Source organism: Enterococcus sp. BWB1-3, from assembly GCF_016745275.1.
In the GTDB taxonomy this organism is placed as follows: Bacteria; Bacillota; Bacilli; order Lactobacillales; family Enterococcaceae; genus Enterococcus_L.
On the sequence record NZ_JADOEP010000008.1, the window covers coordinates 118301 to 137732 of the forward strand.

Here is a 19432-nt window from a genome sequence, read left to right on the forward strand (position 1 = left end):
TCGGTATTGTCTCCTTTATCTTAAAATTTTTTTGTCGAAATTTTGCGGGCTTTGTTCTGCATATCAACAGAATTTATCCCCCTCTCTGTCTATTGTCGCTTGTAATTACTCTGACAGTCTGAGAGAATAAAACAACAAATACTATAATGAATATATCCAGAATATCGTTGTTCTTCGAGTGAAGCAACCAAAGAGGATAGTCTCTACACATCAATGAAAAGTACTTGATTACAAACAACTTATGTTCACACAAGGAGTTATATACATGAAAAAACCTCATTACACCATACAGCTACCTGAAGAAGTAGTTCAGGAACTGCAGCTGAAGGAAGAAGAACCGCTTCAGATAAAAATTGAAAACAAGAAAATAATTATTGAACCGAAACGTACAAAAACAGAAAGACAAGCTGTTTCACTTCGCTGGTTTTTAATTCCGTCTTTACTGGTCAGCGTGATCTTTTTCGGCTTTTTTTATGAACAGGGACGGTCCCACCTCTTGCTTACAGGGCGTATTTCCATTGCTGCTTCAGTTCTTATTTTGGGACTTTTAAGCGGCATATGCTCCTTTATTATTTTTTTTGTTAAAGGGAAAAGAAAACAGCTTTTTTCATTTAAAGACATTTACTGGCGAAACTTCCTCACCATACTAATTTCTTTTGTGATCATTCTTGCATTGGTTTTACTGGGATTTTTCTGGCTTTTGGGAATTCTTTTTGAAGGAGCCAGCTTTGATCTTTTAACAGCGACATTTATCTTTTTTGTGTTTGTTGGAATGATCAATTACCTGATGATTTATTTTGCACTAGCTATCTCACCAGCACTGATCACAACTCTGCTGATCTCCGTCATCATCGGCGGTGTATTGATGTCAATGGCTGCAAATGGACAGCTTCAGTGGTGGCAGTACAATTTCAGCTTTTTAGGAACCAGCAATGCCAACAGCAGCTGGCAATTTAATCTAACGCTGATTATTTCTGCATTGCTGATGATCGCACTGATTGACTATCTCTTTGTTTCCCTGCAAAAATCAATGACTAAAAATATTCAACTGACCATTTTGCGTATTTTACTGACATTGACGGCAATTGATTTGGGTGCTGTTGGTTTCTTTCCCAACAATGGAAACGGACGACTTCATGAGCTGCACAATCAGGCAGCAAACTATCTTGTTTACATGATTATTATTTTGATTATCAGTATTCGCTGGCTCCTGCCAGCTATTTCCAGAGAATTTCTGGGAATCTCGTATATGATTGCAGCCGTACTGCTTATCGCCAATGTTCTGTTCAAAAATATTGGTTATCTCTCTCTGACTGCCTTCGAACTAATCGCCTTCTTTCTGGCATTCAGCTGGATTTTACTTCTGCTGCAGAATTTACAGAAACTGACAAGAAAAGTTGCACCAGTCTATGAGATCGCCTTTAATTCACAGGAAACACTTCAGGACACAACTGTGGCTGATATTGCAGAAAACAGAAAATAGTGGGTAAGATATTCTGTTGAATATCTTACCCACTAATCTTAGTATGTTTTTTTGTTTATTCAGCTGATTCAATTAAACATTTCCTGAAAGACTTATTCTGTTGTCTTTATTTTGTAGATTGTGGATGAATAGTACGCCTTCTCCGGTCTCAAAGTAATATCACCAAATTCAGAGAAATGCTCTGCCCCCGGTGCCTCCTGAGTCTCAAAAGTAATACCTCCATGATCCACCATTTTTTCGCCTTGCATTATCGGCCCTTCTCCGGAGAAGTTTGCTGTAAAAATAACGACTGCCGAACGATCCGTGAACACCTCTACTTCAATCCTATTATCGGGACTGATCAAAGTCGCATTTGGCTCTTTGCTGCTCTCTTTTTTCAAAAAGAATGGATGATCCATTCCCTTTGTTTGAATAATTTGCTGATCCTCACTGTTAAATGCTTCTGCCAGCTTTTTCCCCTTTCGAAAATCAAACGCCGTTCCTTCTACAGAAACACGCTCTCCTTTAACTGTTATATCCTCGTTCACTGGAGCATATTCTTCCGCTCGAACCATTAATTCGTGGTCATCAATAACTGCGGCAGGATCGCCCAACAGATTAAAATACACATGATTAGTTGGGTTAAACAATGTTGGCTGCGTTGTTTTAGCATGATAGACAACTTCCCACTCATTTTCTTCATTCAGACTATAGGTCACTGAAACCGCCAGTTCTCCCGGAAAACCATTCTCACCAGCTGGGCTCACCAAAGAAAATGTAACAGATGCCTTTGACTCTTCTTCCTTTGTTTCAGCAAGCCATGTTTTCGCTTCAAATCCCAGTATTCCGCCATGTAACGTATGCAGCTGGTCTTCTGCCCGTTCTATTTGAACGGTTTTACCATCCATAGTAAATGTTCCATTTAGTATTCGGCCAGCTACTCGACCGATTGTTGCACCAAAATACAAATCTTTTTCTTCATATTCCTCTGCTGAATCAAAGCCCAAAACGATATTTCGTTTTTCTTCTCCTATCGGAACAAGAAGCCGAACAATCCGGGCTCCTAAATCCGTAATCTCCATAATAACACCCTTTCCATTTTCAAGAGAATAAAGTGTCGCTCCGTTGCCAAACGGTTTTTGTGTCAGTTTCATTATTCATTTCTTCCTTTCTCGACGATCTTCCGTTCTTTTACATGCATAATCTATAACAACCATTTTACATGAAATTTCTTTAAATGGCACTAAGTCAGCTGTAAAAACAGAAAAGTATCTTGTAATCTGGAAACCCCTTTCAATTTATCATTGAAATTCTTTAGTAAACGTTTTATAATATATTTACTAAATATTTTACCACGAGGTGAAAAAATGGAAAAGAGCTTAGAGAAAAAATTTAATACAATTTTTGAGACAGAGAGCAGCAGCAGCTATTTTGCACCTGGAAGAATTAATTTAATCGGTGAACACACAGATTATAATGGCGGTCATGTCTTCCCTGCTGCAATCAGTATTGGTACCTATGGAATTGCTGAAAAAAGGGACGATCAAACCGTTCGCATGTACTCTGAAAATTTCCCGGAAAAAGGAACTATCACTTTTTCACTGGATGACCTTTCCTACAATCAAGAACACGATTGGGCAAATTACCCTAAAGGAGTGATCAAGTATTTAATTGAAGCCGGGGCAAAAATCGAATCTGGTGCAGACATTCTTTTTTATGGAACCATCCCAAATGGTGCGGGACTTTCCTCTTCGGCTTCCATTGAGCTGCTTACAGGAGTTATCTTTAACGACCTGTTCAAACTGCAGCAGGAAACACTGGACTTGGTTAAAATCGGCAAGCGAGTGGAAAATGAATTCATTGGTGTAAATTCTGGTATCATGGATCAGTTTGCCATCGGTATGGGGAAAAAGGATCACGCAATTCTGCTGGATACCAATACATTGAAGTATGAATTAGTACCAGCTGCATTCGGAGAATATACGATTGTCATCATGAATACAAATAAACGAAGAGAACTGGCTGACTCAAAATACAATGAACGACGAGCTGAATGTGAAGAAGCACTGCATCGGCTGCAGACAATACTTGAGATACAATCTTTAGGTGAGCTGACAGAAGAGCAGTTTAATCGACATCAATCTTTAATTGAAGATCCTGTTCTGATAAAACGGGCACGACATGCAGTGACTGAAAATCAGCGAACATTAAAAGCAAAAGCAGCACTGCAGGCTGGAGATCTGGAAGCTTTTGGTCTGCTGCTGAATGATTCCCACCGTTCATTACAGGAAGATTATGAAGTAACTGGTATCGAGCTGGACACACTGGTTGACTTTGCACAAAAGCAACCAAATGTTTTGGGCGCCCGGATGACAGGTGCTGGTTTCGGGGGTTGTGCTATTGCTTTAGTGAAAAAAGAAGCTGTTGAAGCCTTTCAAGCTGCAGTCAGTTACAGGTATAAAGAAGCAATTGGCTATGCAGCTGATTTTTATCCGGCAGAAATTGCCGATGGTGCCGGAAAACTGGTAAAATGATCTGGAGAGTCTAAAAAATGAAGAATTGAGGAAATCAAATGACAATATTAATTTTAGGGGGAGCCGGATATATCGGTTCTCACGCAGTAGATTTATTTATTAATGAAGGACAGAAGGTCGTTGTTGTCGATAATTTGGCTACTGGTCACCGAAAAGCTGTTCATCCAGAGGCAGCCTTTTATCAGGGAGACATCAGAGATAAAGCTTTTTTACAAAGTGTCTTTCAAAATGAAAAGATCGACAGCGTTGTCCATTTTGCTGCAAGCTCTCTGGTTGGAGAATCTGTTGAAAAGCCGCTGCTTTACTTCAACAACAATGTTTATGGTATGCAGGTACTTCTGGAAACAATGGTTGAGTTTAATGTCAAATACATTGTTTTTTCCAGTACGGCAGCAACTTATGGCGAACCTGAAGTTACACCAATCGATGAAACTACCCGGACTGATCCAAAGAATCCATACGGTGAAAGCAAGCTGATTATGGAAAAAATGATTAAATGGTGCGACAACGCCTATGGTCTGAAGTATGTGGCTCTGCGCTATTTCAATGTTGCCGGGGCAAAATCTGATGCTTCTATTGGAGAAGATCATACGCCTGAAAGTCACCTAGTTCCAATCATTCTTCAGACAGCGTTGGGACAGCGGCCGCATCTGCAAATTTTTGGAGATGATTATGATACACCAGACGGTACTTGTATTCGCGACTATGTTCATGTAGAAGATTTAGCTAAAGCACATCAGCTGGCTCTGAATTATCTGGAAAACGGTAAAGACAGCTCTGTCTTCAATCTTGGCAGCAACCACGGCTACTCTGTTAAGGAAATGCTGACAGCGGCAGAAAAAGTTACTGGAAAAGCAATTCCGGCGACTGTTGTACCACGCCGAGCAGGAGATCCCAGCCGTCTGGTTGCATCCAGCAAAAAAGCACAGGAAATTTTGGGGTGGCAGCCGAAATATACAGATATTAACGAAATTATTAAAACGGCTTGGGAGTGGCATCACAGTCATCCTAATGGATATCAGGATTAGGAGGAAAAAGAGTGTTAGTGAGTCAGACTGTTACAGATTTTACAACACTTGTTATCCAATCCGGAGAATGGGAAGAAATAGACCGCCTCTATTTGGAAAACAGAGTTTTATGCTTAATCGGTGAAGAAATGATGGAGAACACCCCTGTCAGAAACGTTGAACAATCTGCTTTGGAGCTGGTTGAGCTGCTGCTTGCCAAAGCTCAGGAGAACCAGGTAATTGGGGATTTACAGGCAGAAACAGATATTCTGGAGGCTCAGCTGATGGATTTGCTGACGCCCTCCCCCTCTGCTGTAAATAAATTTTTTTCAACCTTGTATGACGAATCACCCGAAAAAGCAACGAGCTATTTTTACAGGCTTTGTCAGGAAAACAACTACATTAAAACAAAAGCGATTGCTCAAAACCTTTATTTCCCTGTTGAGACAGATTACGGTACTTTGGAAATTACAATCAATCTTTCCAAGCCCGAAAAAGATCCTAAGCAGATTGAAGCGGAAAGAAATGCGCCAAGCATTGCCTTTCCAAAATGTATGCTGTGTATGGAAAATGAAGGCTATCAGGGCAGACTGAATTACCCTGCCCGCACCAACCATCGGATTATTCGAATGGATATTGCCGACGAAAAATGGGGCTTTCAGTATTCACCCTATGCATATTATAACGAACACTCGATTATTCTGTCGGAAGAGCATCGACCAATGCTCATCAATGAAAAAACATTTCAGCGGCTGTTAAACATCACAGAGGTACTGCCTCACTATTTTGTTGGCTCAAATGCCGACTTGCCAATTGTCGGCGGCTCTATTCTGTCACACGACCATTATCAGGCAGGCCGTCACACATTTCCAATGGCCAAAGCCTCTGTTGAACAGAAATTTATAGTTCCCGGATTCGAGCAAATCCATGCTGGAATTGTAAAGTGGCCAATGTCTGTTATTCGACTAAGCAGCCGCTCGCAGGAAGACCTGATTCAAGCCTCTGTTATGATTTTAGAAAAATGGAGAAGTTATTCTGATCCGACAGTAAGGGTCTCAGCTTATTCAGAAGACGGAACTCCGCATCATACTATCACACCAATTGCACGACGTAATGGAGAGCTGTTCGAGCTTGATCTGGTTTTGAGAGATAATAATACGTCAGAGGATCATCCGGATGGTATTTTCCATCCTCATAAAAATGTGCAGCATATCAAAAAAGAAAATATTGGTTTAATCGAAGTAATGGGACTGGCCATTCTTCCTCCCCGTCTGGCAGATGAAATAAAAGAGGTTGAAAACTATTTACTGAATAAACCAAATATAATCAATGATCGACATTTGGATTGGGCAAATCAGCTGAAGGAGCAAAATTTCACTGCTGAAACCGTTCGCTCTGTTATCGAAAACTCTATCGGACATATTTTTGAGCAAGTACTAATTGACGCTGGGGTTTTTAAAAGAGATACGGAAGGTCAGGAAGCCTTTCAGCGATTCATTAATTATTTATAAAGAGAGGTTGATACGATGGCTACAATTAAAGATATTGCACAGCTTGCCGGAGTATCTCCAGCAACTGTTTCCAGAGTATTGAATTACGATGCCGAACTCTCTGTTGCACTGGAAACCAAGAAAAAAATTTTTGAAGCAGCAGAAGAATTGAACTATACCAAGTATAAAAAGAATCAGCGGGCAAGCAGTCAAACAGTTCGCTTAATTCAATGGTTCAGTGATCAGGAAGAACTGGAAGATATCTATTATCTTTCTATACGACTGGGAATCGAGAAGAGAGCAGAAGAAGCGAACGTTCAGCTAATCAAGGAATCCTTCGACACATTATCTGAACGAACTGCCGATGGGACGATTGCTCTTGGAAAATTCGATAACGATCAGATTAAGGAATTGGCTTCGCTGGATGGTGAACTGCTATTTGTTGACTTTGACGGAATCACCTATGGTCACAATTCAATTGTTGTCGATTTTTCTCAGGGAATGGACTTGGTATTCAACCACTTTATGAAAGCAGGGTATAAAAAAATTGGTTGTTTGACAGGTGTTGAATTCACAAAAGGCAACAAAACGCGTGTTGAAGATCCCCGCTTCCAGTATTTGAAATCAAAGCTTGAAGCAGCAGAATTATTTGATGAGCAACTGATTATCTCTGCAGATTTTTCTTTGGATGATGGATATAGACAAACTAAAAAATTTTTGGAGACACATTCTGAATATCCGGAAGCTTTGTTTGCCTCAAGTGATGCATTGGCAATCGGTGCTTTAAAAGCCTTTCAGGAAGCAGGTTTGCGCATTCCAGAAGAAATCTCTGTTATTGGATTTAATGATGTCAGTGTAGCGAAATATGTTTCACCTGCATTGACAACTGTAAAGGTTTATACAGAATGGATGGGTGAACTGGCCATTGAAACAATGGATCAGCTGATTCGGGAACGTGCTCCTGTTCCAAGAAAGATCACTGTTGGAACTGAGCTGATTGTTCGCCAGTCCAGCTGATTCACTTTAAAGACGAATAGCTGAAAGAAACGCTCTAATGAAATATCCACCTGTAATACCAGAACCAAAAATCTGATATTACAGGTGGATTATTTTTATCGCTGTTTAGGACCTGTCTGAAAACTCTAGCGGCAACTATTTTCGAAAAAATGGACAGAGACTACTTTCCATTTAAAAAAGGATGCTGTCCCGTTCTTCGTATTGACAACGCATACCATTCTACTAGATGCTCCTACATTAAAGAAAATTCTTGTATCTACAAGTCTCACTACGCTACACTACACTACACTTCGTTTCGATCTCATCAATTTCTAAATGGCAGAGCCATTAAGAATTGAAGGACCTTGTTCGATTCTCGATACAAACATGTCTATTTGGAAAAGCGTTGGTAAAACCCATTTCCTCCATTGTTTTCTGATTCACTCTAGTTTCATAGAAAGAGCGAATCAAAGAACTGTTCTTATTTGGTCCTATCGTTCATTCCTCTGGAACCGCTGCGATTGATTTATCAAAGCAAGTCTTTTCATACGATCAGTAATAGCAAAAGTACTTATACAGTCTAAAACTGCGACCAGTAACCACAGGTGCACTTACACAGCCTGAAACTGCGACGAGTAACCGCAGGAGCACTTACACAGCCTGAAATTGCGACGAGTAACCGCAGGAGCACTTACACAGCCTGAAACTGCGACGAGTAACCGCAGGAGCATATACTGCATACTACTACTTGGCTCTTGAAGCTCTGTGCTTCTACAATCTCCTTTTCAAGTCCTTCTTGTATGCTTTCATACACCTTTATTGATAGGCTAGGTCTCTTGATGAATTAGTCATTTTCAAAAACTTCTTTACCCACTAAATGACTGTAATATTCCAACCATCTTTTTGAAGTATGCTCTTCAGAATAATACGCTGCTGCTTCTTTGGACCTCACTCTGTACTCTTCCAGCTTTTCCGGATTCCCAGCGTACTCTTTCAGCAATTGATCCATTTGTTCTGCATCTTCCGCTTTCAGATACGAATCACCTAAAATGCCTGTATATAAATCTAAATGCCTCAGCATAACCGGCGTTTCACAGTTAAATGCTTCCAAAACACTTACAGGAAACAGCTCACTGAATGATGGAAGCAGAAATACATTCGCAATATTGTAATAGCCGACAATCTCTTCCCGATCAATGATTCCTGTAAATAAAAGATTGGCAGGGGGATTATCATAAATTTCCTTGTATTCATCATAGCCATCAGTAATTTTTCCAAATGAGAAGCCGCCAGCCCAGATAAACTGAATATCCGGATTCCGTTTAGCCAGTTCAATAAAATCGTCTACACCTTTTCGCTTCTGAATTTGTCCGACACCTAATACCACAAATTTTTCTTCCTCAATCAGTTTATCTCGTCTAAATGCCTGCTTATCCGTATCACTCATTTTGAAAAAGACATCGGTGCTGACAAAATTTGGGATATACGCTACTTTTTCCCGTGACACCCCTAATGCTTCCAGTTTGTTGATAAAATCAGGATTAACAACTACCAACTGATCCATACGCTTGTAAAAGGACATCAGGTATTTATCAAAAACCGCTTTAAACGGTTTGGCCAAAGTGATACTTCCTTCTAGGGTTTCAGGTAAAAAGTGAACATATCCCACTCTGACTCCCCGTGATTTTTTGAAAAAAGTTGAGAAATAGAACGTTGGATTTATTGTATGATAATGCGAAATATCCGATTTTCCATACGTATTTACCTTTATTTCCAGCGTATCGCTGAAATTCTTCTTTAACGTTTTCATTAATTCCGAGTAGGCACTTCCCACTCCCTGACCACTAACTTTTTCTGCCTGCGAGAACATTGTAATTTTTATCATAAGCACTTTTCACCATAATCTTTTTCTAAATTTATTTACTATTTTACTATCTCTAAAGTAAGCGGAAATCTTCTGCCTTGCAGCAGTCAATTTCAAATTTCCTTCCTTACTTTTTCCGTTTCTATATGTCCCAATCAGTCAAATCAGCATTTATATTGCGGGTAGCATACAAACTTTAACGTTCGTTATCCAGTTTACTATCTCTTTCGTTTTTTGTAAAATTATCTCATTATTAATTCTATACCGATCAAAATAAGTTCCTTCTGACTGAGGGATTGGATAGACCTTTTCACCATTTACTATTGACTCTATCCTATTAAAAAATATTTGTCTATGGATATTCTTCTTTCTTAATAACTACAGTGAAAAATCAGTCTTTAGACTGACAAAATACTGAATAAAAAATCGAAATGAAATAAAAAATAACACCTAAAATATCAAACAGATATCTTAAAAATACTCTTTTATATAAAAAACAGGTGCAGATTATTCCAAAGATTTTCTTGTTGTTTTCATCAAGGTATATCCCAAAAAAGCAATTTCTATCACCCGCAAGTATTTACCTCTGTCCAAGCCCCTTCTCTTTTCTTTCAAAATGAATAAAAAAAGAACCTGAGATTGTCTCTATTCAGGCTCTATAATAAAGACAGCTTCTCCGTTCAAGAGAAACTGTCTTTAAAAATTCCATTTTTATGCTGAACGTCCAACAATTACACTACCGCTATAGCCAAATCCAACACGAGTAATGCTTGGATTCAATTCCCAGTCGCGGTGTCCGCTTCCTGTTGAAGTTGTCATGTTTGTTTCATAATACCAGGCATTAATTACTGCTGAACCTGGTGCAAACATAATAGCGATTACTTCATAGCCATTTGACCAGTGATCTGAAGGAATTTGGAAACCAGATCCTTCAACTAATGCCGCACGAGCTGTTGCTGTTGCTGCAAGACCAGCATCCCAACTTACAGGGTTCAATCCATGTGAGCTGCGCAATGCATTCAATGCTGCCAATGTCGGATCAGAAGAGTTTGAGACTGTACCGCCGCCGGAATTATTATTACCGGTATTTCCTGTTCCTGAATTTGATGATCCGCTGTTTCCTGAACTGCTTCCAGTATTTGGCGCTTGCGATTGCGTTGTTCCGCTGTCCTGACTGGTTTGAGTTGCTGAAGTAGCTGTACTTGATTCTGTTGTTTTGGCAGAAGCTGCTGCTTTTTGTTCTTCAACTGCCAGAGCTGCTGCTTCGGCATCTTTTTTCGCTTGTTCTTCAGCTGCTTGTTTCTCAGCTGCAACACGAGCTTGTTCTGCTTCTGCTGCTGCTTTTTGTTCTACCAATGCTGATTTTGAACTCTCAGCTGATGCTTGTTCCAATTCCAAAGAAGACTTCAAAACGTTTAAATCTGCTTGCTTTACAACAATATCTTCTTTTTTGACTTCTAATTCAGCTTTTGTTTCTTCAATTTGAGCTAGTTTCTTTTCATTCTCATCTTGTTTTGCAACAACTGCTTCTTTATCTGCTTTTTGTTGTGTTACCAAGTCATTATTGGCGCTGACAATTGTTGAAATTGCCTGAATACGGCTGATTGCATCTGTAAATGAGCTTGCATTCAAAACAGCATCCATCATTGTTGTACTTTGACCATTGACCTGTACATCACGAGCCTGATTTTTGATTGCTTCTTCGCGCTTTTCAATGCGAACCTTTAACTCTTCAATTTCAGTTTTCAGCTGTTGTGTTTTATTTTCAAGCTCCAACTGTTGTTGTCTCAGCTCAGTACCTTCTTCAATAATAGCTGAAATATCAGATTCTAAGGAAGCAATCTGAGAAGCAACTGTTCCCTGCTGCTCCTTAAGGTTGGAAATTTCACTGTCTTTTTGCTGTATTTTTTCATCAAAGTTATCTGCTAAAGTAATACTGGGAGCTGCTATCGTACTAAGTGTCAGTGAACACAATAATAATGATGCAAATATACGTTTCTTCACTCTTAATTCCTCCGACGGATTCTCACCAATTAATTTTTTTAAATTTAATCCTCAATTGCAACACGTAAATTCTAACATAACCATGTGTCAATTTAGAAATATTAACATTACAAGAATATTTCAACTTATATCAAACATTACTTTAATATCTTATTATCCCCGTTTTTAAGTACTATATGAAGAAAATTTGAGAGGTTTGTCTGTTTAATAAGATGAAATTTTTTTCGTACTTTCTAAGACTATCACAAACCTGCTATTTTTGTAAATTCATAATCATACTAAAATAAACGGACCTTAGCAGGCAACTCAAAAGAATCTATGAAAAACTTACTAATTAAATAACTGATCCACCTGACAACGACTCACCATCATTGAATGTTCTGATAGTAAAAAATACAAAAAAAAGCGCCATAACAACTATTTAAGCTCAACACTGCTCGTTGCAAATTTTTACTTCGCTAACTAATATAACACAATCAAACCATTGCAAAGCAAGAGAATGAGAACAGTTTGTGGATACTTGTATATCAAGGATTTGGAAGGTTTAGATAAATATATTTTGAATTCTCCCTTAGCAAGTGGGAACATTTTCCTGAAAAAAACAAACTAATCTATCTCGGTTAAACCTGTATTGCATAATTAAATGAACAAGTTTCCTATATATAAACTATCATCCAAGTACTTCCTAGAGAGCAGGCGGCCCAATCGAACTGCTCTTCTTTTTTTACAATGCAACAAGATAGAGACTAAAAAAATAATAAGGAATAGAAGAAATAAATCCTCGGTAACTGCATATTTTAAAGGAGCTGCTCTCACAGAAAATATAACTGAAGGTTGCCAGAACTATTTCTCCTTCTTGCTATACTATAAACTAAACCATATACAAGCTGGAGAAGGAGACTGTGACAAACACTCATTTCACCGACAGGGACCTTCTATTTTATCTGAGCGGCAGGAGCTTCAATCATTATAGATACAGCAGAAAAAACACTGCTTTCTTTGACAAACAAAGAAATATATCCAGCATTAGTTGAGAGAGCAACTGACCCACAGCTTTTTAATTCTGTCTCTTTCTCTTCTTACAAAATGAAAATTATTGTCTCAACACAACTATGCAAAATAAAAAATACTCACAATTGAAAAATTGCTGAGGCAGTCGTTAATTTCGAGAGATACAAGCCGGACAATGTATCATTTTGCATCAGGTCAAAACTCAGTCTTCCATAATTAGTATTAATTCATAAACAATTCTTAAATTAGTTAACAGCAAACTTGTACTCACCGTTTTATCGAAACCGCTTTTGAAAAGCGATTGAAGTAAAGAGGATTTTCGTAATCTGAATTTTGAGAATACACGGCTTATCAACAATATACAGTTTATTTTTAGTAAAAAGTAGGCACTGACTCAGCAGATGCTGACATTTCAAGCAGCGGCAGTTAAAAACAAAAAAATGTCTTAGTTTCCTTTTTAACTAGGAAGTCATTCAGAAGAACAGGAATATTTCTTTTTCTTTAAATGCAAAGTTTCCTCTTTTAAAATACGAACTTACGTTTTATAGTAGAGGAAAAACTTAAAGGAATTTGAAATGAAAACTTCATTAACTATACAGATGGAAGAAGCTCTTTATTACTATTGCCGTGAAAATGGCGATATTGTCATAGAGGAAGTCAATATGCCGGAGGATCATGGCATCGTTGATACGCTCAGCTGTCGTTTGATTTCAGAAAATCAGTTTGAGTGGCGCTGCTATGAACTTAAGATAAGTAAAGCGGACTTTCATTCAAAAGCTAAGCTTTCTTTTGTGGGACACTATAATTATTTTGTCATGCCGGAAGCTCTTTATGAAAAAGTAAAAGATGACATTCCCGGACATATTGGGGCGATGGTTTACCACTCCTATCTGCCAGCTGAAAATCTGACACTCCCAGGCTATTTTACTATTGAAAAAAAACCACGAAAGCAAAAACTTCTAGTCAACGAACAGACCTTGCTCTTCCGACTAATCGGTGCTCAGGCAAGAGAAGTAGGAAAAGCCAAACAGACAGCACGGGGGCTAAGGGTCTTTTCAACAGATCAGCTCTATAAAGAATTAAAGAAAAGACAGCCGGATTATGATTTGTTTGGCGGCGGAGTTAATTTCTATGATCGCTTCGTAGAAGATATTCAAAATCAGGCAATTGAAGCTTTAAAAAGCGAACTAGAAGCAACTCGTGAAGCCTACTTTGAACTGGAACAACGATTTTTGGAGGGAGACTAATGTATTATCCCTATTTTCGCGGCAAGCAATTTGATCTACTTGCACTGACTGCACTCCTTGAAAAGGAGCGTTTATCCAGAAACATTCTGCCGATTATCGAACCTGTTAAAAATTCCAATGCTTTAAAAAAACTTTTATCAGAATCCCAAAAAAAACAACATCCCTTCTATCTAATCCAAAACCCTCAGTCCGGTGATTTCCTGACTGCTGAAGGGGTAGATTTTTTAAATTCGCTACCCTCTGCCAATGCATTGATTATTAAACAGCCGATTGAAACACTTGATGAAACGCCTGAGCTATTAATCGTAAATGAATCTACTCCGATATTGGAGAGTGACTGGCTGAACAATCAGACAGCTGTACTTTTACCAGAGGAATTTCGATTGCTCCAAAAGATAAAAGGTCCTAAAATTCTGTCTCAGGATGTGTTTACACGACTGCCTAAAACTATATTCTACCAGGAAGTACCAGATGAACTCTTTTCAACTACCCATCTGTCCTATAAAAAACGTGGATTTGTTGGATTTAGTGATTTTTCGATTGACAGCCGTATCTATTATGAAGGTGGTTATCCATCCCCAATATTGAGTCTGCATCTTGTCTATTTCGAAGGAAGAGTACTTCGGATACATCATTTTCTTTCCAGCGAAGAAGCCCCTTCTCAACAAGACAAATTTTTTGAACTGATGAACGAAGTTACTGACTGGTTGAAGAAATTGTGCGGGGATACACCAACTTTAGGAATTCAACTGTTGATCGATTCAGTAAACATACAGAAGTTTCCCGGAATGGGCGTGATGCGTAAAGCAGCAGTCATGCATCATTTAGAGCTGATGTCCAGATATCTGGATAATCAGTTTTTGGATTGAGGCTGTTAGAATTGCTGATAAATCAGATAAATTTTTTGTAAATTAACCACTTATTCATTCTTCTATCCTATTGAACAACAAACTGCAAAAAGAAAGTGAATAGAGTAAAAATAAAAAAGTAATTATTACTAATACCGGTGGAGGTATCGGCAGTGTCATTCTAACCAGATGTCTAAAAGAAAAATATTATCTCATTGAGACAGCTCTTAGTCATGGTAGTCTGACTAAATCTATGTATTGGTGATTCTCCTGCCTCAAATGGAGAAACTCTTTGATACGAAAAGTATTAAACACGCGATTTAAGTGTTGGACAATATGAGAACGATCAATGATAAACTTCGCTTTGGAGAAGACTTGTGGAATTAATTGAAAATAGTGGATATTCATATCTGTGACTAGAACACGTACCTTCTCTGAATCGGGACATTTCTTAAATCAATGGATGAGGTTCTTCAATTTCCAGGAAGGAAGCAGATCAACTAATTCTTCCTCCGGTTTCTCCATTGATACAGATAGATCTCATGTTATCTTCAAGGAAAGTATAGGTACAAAATCCATCCAACATCAACACAGAAGGTAAACAGGTTCATTTTCATATAAGGAGATACACTTCTGTACTTTTAAGAACACGGCTGACTGTATAATGGACACCTTAACAGAGAGAAGTGATCAGATGAAGAGAAATTTTCTCTTTTAATAACACAACAATCTTCCCAGAAAAATGCTTAGCAATACAGCAATGAGAAGCAACAAAATAAGATTGAGACATCTAATGACAGGTATAAGCCAAACAAAAATAACACTGTTTGGCCAGTTCCATGACAAGAGGTAAATAATTAAAGGAATCAAAGCGAATTCTAGTAACCTTTATTCCGTTCCAACTGGTTGTAAAGGGCTCCTCTGAACAGGCACAATGAGGAACAGGGAACTTAAACTGGCATAGATAATCAGTTCCAATTTATTATAGAGCAAAAAAAGACAGAAGAACTGAGATTTTATTCTCAGTCCTGCTGTCTGCTTCCCCTTTAAAATATATGTTTGTACTTAAATCATGGAATCCAATGTTCCTGACTGTCAATCGCTTCATCCCTTGACAGTGCTTCTCCATTATCGTCAAAGCTGCCACCCATATTCATACTGCCAACAACGATTTTGCTGACAACTTTATTTTTCATTGTGACTTCGATAATCTTCCCCACAGTCACATTGTCCAGTTCAATAAAAACTTCCTTGTACATTTTTTATTGTTAACAGATTTAAATCCAAATTCAGAAGGCCGTCAAGTCATTCAAAGGCAATAAGCGCATACGAACAACCCCTATCACCTGCTCCTTGTCGATCAGTCCATAATCTCGACTGTCATACCCATATTCTCTATTGTCTCCTAAAACCAAATAACAATTCTTGGGGATGACCGCTTCCCCGCTGATATCATACTGATCAAAATCAGCCGTGTACTGTCCCCCATTTTTTTGGGCTTCATTGATTTCATCAATAATAAATTTCTCATCCACTACCTCACCATTCACATAAAGAAAATCCTCTGAATACTTGATCTGTTCTTCCGGCAAACCAATGATTCGGCGAACCTGCTGTGTCTCTCCCCGACGAAACAGTACCAGATCAAACCGGTTAACTGCTTTCGTCTTTTGAACCAGAATCGTATGATTATCCTGTAATGTCGGCATCATGCTGTAGCCGGAAACTTTGGTGATTTTAACAAATAACGAACTGACAAACAGGAAAAGAAGCACCGCAGCTAGGAATGCCGCCCACAGCGCCCCTGCCCCTGTTCTCATACGGTGTAACAGGGGTCGCTTTTTACGCAAGACTCTTTTGGGGGCGCTTTTACTCTCCCGTGGCTTCTTTTTCCTCGTTGAAGCCGTTCGTTTTGCCAATGTCTTTTGATTAGAAGACACATTGGTTACCGGTTTCGAACGCTTCTTTTGACCGATCACTGCAACAGCCTTTTTCTGCGGTCTGCTGTTTGCTTTTCCTGAACGGCTTTGGCTGGCAGAAGCAAGTGCCGGTCGTTTTCTTTTTTTCCTGGCAGACGGGTGCTTCCCGACTTCCCCTTTTTTATTGCTTGGGGTGTTTTGAGGGGAGGAGGGTCTTCGTTGATGGGTTGAATTCTTTTGCTTTAATTCTCGACTCATTCATCCTCACTGGCTCCTTCTTCCTCAAGCTCGGACTGGTTCACCTTGTAATACTCAAAAGCAGTTGTCTCATAGGTGATCGTCTTCTCAATGTCTGCCAAAAACTCCTCCGCCAATTCACCATTCCCGTAAAAATTTCCGCTCACCAAGGTCGCATTCACCCCTAGCTCAGACAAGGAGGCATAGTACCGGTTTAGAGCCGATTGCCCCTCCGGTGTATTCACAGTACTGGCCTTCTTGGTAGAATAAGCCGCCAAGGTGGTCGCCAAATAGCGAATGTTCTGCTGTGAAGCTACCTCTGTCTCTTCCTGCTGAGCAGCTTTCGTCAATTCTGCTTTGAAATCTCTAAGTAAATAATACGAGCGAACAATTAACGCAGAATCATCAGAAGACAAATTAATCGACTGATAATAACTGGCATAGCCTGCGCCGCCTCCACAAGCAACAGCCGATATTAATAGAATAATGACGAAAAGCAGCGCCCGTTTGCGTCGTTGTTTCAACCTTGCGATGGCAGCCGTCCATCTTCTTCGCTTTTTCTTATTCTTAGGCGGTCGTTTCGGCAATCGTTTTAACTTCTGACTTTGAAAAAAGATCTGAGCTAAAAAGTAAAGGGTCAGCAGCAGGAAAATAATCGCTCCAGCCACAGCTCCCATAATAATCCAAGCAAGTATTGTCATTTCCAGTACTCCTACTCTTCTTTAACGTCTTTTCTTCTTGGGCGTTCCAGTATGACTATTCTTTGACGGTTGTTTTTTCTGCGTATCTTTTGCGCCCTTCCCATTCCGTTGTTTCTTTTTGCGGAAAAGAGTAATCAATCCAAAGATCACCACAACTGCTGCGATAAAGCCGCCCACAATGAGTGCAATCAGCTGCCAGTTGATTCCTGTTTCCTGCGTCAGACCGACATCCCGCTCATTGTATTTTTGTGCTTCATCCTCTGTAATCTCAAAGTCTTCCGTCCATTCCCAGCGCTGTTCCCCGGAAGTGGCCAGAACATGGGTTGTGTATGTTCCAGCTTCCATTCGCTCCCCATTCATACTAACCGGAAACTCCATAAAGGAGTTTGGCGCCATTCGCATAGAGGTCTTTTTCGCTTCATACAAAACGGTATTGCTGTCCTTTTTCATCATCTGTGCTTCCACGGTCAAATCATTTAAATACGCCGCAATCACATTAGAAAAATTAATGTACACAGAGTTGCGATAGTTTAACTGCCCTCCATAGGCACGGTTAAACTGAAGATCAGGGACAAGCTCTGTGTCACTCTCTTGTAATAGAATGGATACCACATAGGCATACTGATTGACAACCTTAGACCCTCCGCTAGAGTCTGCGTCCTCTGTCTGCCCCGCCTTCATCATTTGCAGACCACCGGCAATGACTCCTTCAAAGCTGGTTTCAGGCATCTTAACAGTAAGCGTCACTTGCTTTGTCTCACCGGCTGCCAATTCCACCGATTCAGGACCCGTTACCAAGTCCTCAAAAGCGAAAGCCAATGATGCATCATTTTCAATGTCACGATTGGCATATTCAATAACCCCTGTTTTATTGGTTTTGGCGCCATTCAATGCCAGATTGACAGTGATTGCTTCTGAGCCTGGATTACTAAGAATAACAGCGAGGCTCTGTTCCTGACCAGGGGTCATCATTAGCTGATAATAGCCCAGATTCGGGTTTAGTTGATTTTCCGGAAATTCAAGACTATAAGTAAAGCCCCCTATAGAAGGGGATTCTCCTTCTGCCTCTGCTCCCCAAGCAGTTATGTTCGTTGCCGCCACTGTGAAACTCAGCAGAAAGAAACTGATGAACACCTTAAAAAAATTATTTACATTCTTTTTTCCAAAGTCTTTTCTCATTATAATTATCCTCATCATTTTTATTTATAGTGAAAACAAGAGACGTGTTCTATGTATATACATTGATTGAAAAAGTAAGCTGGTAAATAATTACCAGCTTACCCCAATAAAACATAAAACTAATGGTTCTTTATTATGCAGTAGCACCCATTGTCCAAGTAACTGTTGCTTCATAATGACCTAATGTCATAGCAGAAGCTACACTTGTAGGAATTGCTAACTCAACAGAGTTTGCATCTGTTCCAGGAGTACCTGCTTCAGAAGTTGCGCTTTGACCAAATTCCAATGTCCATAGACCGCTTCCTTCGCCAGCTGCTGCAGAAACAAATGTTTTTGCTCCTTCTTCTGTACTCAATACAACGGATGCCGGAACTGCTGCTGCAATTGTTCCTGTTCCTGATGTTGCCAATAGTGGGTTTGTGTATGTGATTGATGCGCCATCAAGCGTTGTTGTGCCATTTGTAAATTGGCTTGTCAATTCACCGGTAATTGTATACCCAGTGTATGAACCAGTCACATCACCAAATGATACGATATTCCCACGTGTTCCGCCAGCTGGTAATTGAAGAGCTTCAGCACTTGCTTCAGTTGTACCAACAGAAATTTGACCAAACTCTAGATTTGATACTGAAATAATTCCTTTGTTTTCGATATCTGGGTTTATTACAATACCTGGTGTTTCTGGATCAATCTCAGGTCCTTCTGGGTTTTCCGGGTCAACAATATCTGGATTTTCTGGATCAATCGTTCCTCCAATTACCTCTACATGTCCTTTAGAATCCAATGATACTTGATCTGCACTTGCTGCTACTGATCCTACTGTTGCTGCTCCGATTGTTGCTACTAACGCTACTGCACATAATTTTCTTAATTTCATTTTTTGTTCCTCCTAGATTTTGTGTGATATATATACAAATGGAATGACTCCAATTT

At 39.4% G+C, this 19432-nt stretch carries 15 protein-coding genes and 1 pseudogene; 7 read left to right on the forward strand and 9 right to left on the reverse strand.

Annotation, left to right across the window (positions count from 1 at the left end):
• Window positions 1-265 precede the first annotated feature (265 nt).
• Complete coding sequence (locus IW492_RS08020) at window positions 266-1483, forward strand: DUF998 domain-containing protein (protein ID WP_202067090.1); 1218 nt, start codon at window positions 266-268, stop codon at window positions 1481-1483.
• Window positions 1484-1575: 92 nt separating this feature from the next.
• Here IW492_RS08020 and IW492_RS08025 read toward each other — a convergent pair whose 3' ends face one another.
• Window positions 1576-2616, reverse strand: coding sequence for an aldose epimerase family protein (locus tag IW492_RS08025; RefSeq protein ID WP_202067091.1), 1041 nt, complete (start codon window positions 2614-2616; stop codon window positions 1576-1578).
• A 213-nt stretch (window positions 2617-2829) separates the two neighbouring features.
• On the opposite strand from IW492_RS08025, the gene IW492_RS08030 reads away from it, so the two are divergent.
• The 4 genes from IW492_RS08030 to IW492_RS08045 are packed head-to-tail and all read left to right on the forward strand — an operon-like array spanning window position 2830 to window position 7510.
• Window positions 2830-3996 carry a galactokinase gene (locus IW492_RS08030; protein WP_202067092.1) on the forward strand — a complete coding sequence of 389 codons (1167 nt, stop codon included), beginning with the start codon at window positions 2830-2832 and terminating at the stop codon, window positions 3994-3996.
• 38 nt (window positions 3997-4034) lie between these two features.
• On the forward strand, window positions 4035-5024 hold the full coding sequence (galE, locus tag IW492_RS08035; RefSeq protein WP_202067093.1) for a UDP-glucose 4-epimerase GalE: 990 nt from the start codon (window positions 4035-4037) through the stop codon (window positions 5022-5024).
• An 11-nt stretch (window positions 5025-5035) separates the two neighbouring features.
• Window positions 5036-6514 (forward strand): UDP-glucose--hexose-1-phosphate uridylyltransferase, encoded by a 1479-nt coding sequence (gene galT, locus IW492_RS08040; RefSeq protein WP_202067094.1) that lies wholly within the window; start codon window positions 5036-5038, stop codon window positions 6512-6514.
• Between the two features lie 15 nt (window positions 6515-6529).
• Window positions 6530-7510: a LacI family DNA-binding transcriptional regulator gene (locus tag IW492_RS08045; RefSeq protein WP_202067095.1), complete on the forward strand. Its 981-nt coding sequence runs from the start codon at window positions 6530-6532 to the stop codon at window positions 7508-7510.
• Between the two features lie 823 nt (window positions 7511-8333).
• Here IW492_RS08045 and IW492_RS08050 read toward each other — a convergent pair.
• Together IW492_RS08050 and IW492_RS08055 are read right to left on the reverse strand one after the other, a co-directional pair.
• The gene (locus IW492_RS08050) at window positions 8334-9374 is read right to left on the reverse strand and encodes a glycosyltransferase family 4 protein (protein WP_202067096.1); all 1041 of its coding nucleotides are present in this window, start codon (window positions 9372-9374) and stop codon (window positions 8334-8336) included.
• 690 nt (window positions 9375-10064) lie between these two features.
• Entirely contained in the window at window positions 10065-11357 is a 1293-nt protein-coding gene (locus tag IW492_RS08055) for a PcsB-like coiled-coil domain-containing protein (protein WP_202067097.1), read from the reverse strand.
• Between the two features lie 1586 nt (window positions 11358-12943).
• Between IW492_RS08055 and IW492_RS08060 the strand changes: the two genes are divergently transcribed.
• Complete coding sequence (locus IW492_RS08060; RefSeq protein WP_202067098.1) at window positions 12944-13615, forward strand: hypothetical protein; 672 nt, start codon at window positions 12944-12946, stop codon at window positions 13613-13615.
• Window positions 13615-14484: a sce7725 family protein gene (locus IW492_RS08065; protein ID WP_202067099.1), complete on the forward strand. Its 870-nt coding sequence runs from the start codon at window positions 13615-13617 to the stop codon at window positions 14482-14484. Before IW492_RS08060 ends, IW492_RS08065 begins: the two co-directional genes overlap by 1 nt.
• A 210-nt stretch (window positions 14485-14694) precedes the next feature.
• Here the strand turns inward: IW492_RS08065 and IW492_RS18640 are convergent.
• From IW492_RS18640 to IW492_RS08095, 6 genes and pseudogenes are all read right to left on the reverse strand, one after another.
• A pseudogene (locus tag IW492_RS18640) lies at window positions 14695-14892 on the reverse strand (transposase); the annotation flags it as partial.
• A 641-nt stretch (window positions 14893-15533) separates the two neighbouring features.
• Window positions 15534-15722, reverse strand: a complete 189-nt coding sequence (locus IW492_RS08075; RefSeq protein WP_202067101.1) for a hypothetical protein — start codon at window positions 15720-15722, stop codon at window positions 15534-15536.
• Between the two features lie 30 nt (window positions 15723-15752).
• Window positions 15753-16640: a signal peptidase I gene (lepB, locus tag IW492_RS18055; RefSeq protein ID WP_236671842.1), complete on the reverse strand. Its 888-nt coding sequence runs from the start codon at window positions 16638-16640 to the stop codon at window positions 15753-15755.
• Complete coding sequence (locus IW492_RS08085; RefSeq protein WP_202067102.1) at window positions 16637-17320, reverse strand: hypothetical protein; 684 nt, start codon at window positions 17318-17320, stop codon at window positions 16637-16639. Before IW492_RS08085 ends, lepB begins: the two co-directional genes overlap by 4 nt.
• Before the next feature lie 21 nt (window positions 17321-17341).
• Window positions 17342-18499, reverse strand: coding sequence for a DUF916 and DUF3324 domain-containing protein (locus IW492_RS08090; protein ID WP_202067103.1), 1158 nt, complete (start codon window positions 18497-18499; stop codon window positions 17342-17344).
• 133 nt (window positions 18500-18632) lie between these two features.
• Window positions 18633-19376, reverse strand: coding sequence for a WxL domain-containing protein (locus tag IW492_RS08095; protein WP_202067104.1), 744 nt, complete (start codon window positions 19374-19376; stop codon window positions 18633-18635).
• Window positions 19377-19432: the final 56 nt, after the last annotated feature.

What these genes read in the sequence shown, in the direction of transcription:
- IW492_RS08075 (WP_202067101.1), bottom strand. Translation starts at nt 15,722, where the DNA reads ATGTACAAGGAAGTTTTTATTGAACTGGACAATGTGACTGTGGGGAAG.
- IW492_RS08045 (WP_202067095.1), top strand. Translation starts at nt 6,530, where the DNA reads ATGGCTACAATTAAAGATATTGCACAGCTTGCCGGAGTATCTCCAGCA.
- lepB (WP_236671842.1), bottom strand. Translation starts at nt 16,640, where the DNA reads ATGAGTCGAGAATTAAAGCAAAAGAATTCAACCCATCAACGAAGACCC.
- IW492_RS08095 (WP_202067104.1), bottom strand. Translation starts at nt 19,376, where the DNA reads ATGAAATTAAGAAAATTATGTGCAGTAGCGTTAGTAGCAACAATCGGA.
- IW492_RS08020 (WP_202067090.1), top strand. Translation starts at nt 266, where the DNA reads ATGAAAAAACCTCATTACACCATACAGCTACCTGAAGAAGTAGTTCAG.
- galE (WP_202067093.1), top strand. Translation starts at nt 4,035, where the DNA reads ATGACAATATTAATTTTAGGGGGAGCCGGATATATCGGTTCTCACGCA.
- IW492_RS08060 (WP_202067098.1), top strand. Translation starts at nt 12,944, where the DNA reads ATGAAAACTTCATTAACTATACAGATGGAAGAAGCTCTTTATTACTAT.
- IW492_RS08050 (WP_202067096.1), bottom strand. Translation starts at nt 9,374, where the DNA reads ATGATAAAAATTACAATGTTCTCGCAGGCAGAAAAAGTTAGTGGTCAG.
- IW492_RS08030 (WP_202067092.1), top strand. Translation starts at nt 2,830, where the DNA reads ATGGAAAAGAGCTTAGAGAAAAAATTTAATACAATTTTTGAGACAGAG.
- IW492_RS08090 (WP_202067103.1), bottom strand. Translation starts at nt 18,499, where the DNA reads ATGAGAAAAGACTTTGGAAAAAAGAATGTAAATAATTTTTTTAAGGTG.
- IW492_RS08085 (WP_202067102.1), bottom strand. Translation starts at nt 17,320, where the DNA reads ATGACAATACTTGCTTGGATTATTATGGGAGCTGTGGCTGGAGCGATT.
- IW492_RS08025 (WP_202067091.1), bottom strand. Translation starts at nt 2,616, where the DNA reads ATGAAACTGACACAAAAACCGTTTGGCAACGGAGCGACACTTTATTCT.
- IW492_RS08065 (WP_202067099.1), top strand. Translation starts at nt 13,615, where the DNA reads ATGTATTATCCCTATTTTCGCGGCAAGCAATTTGATCTACTTGCACTG.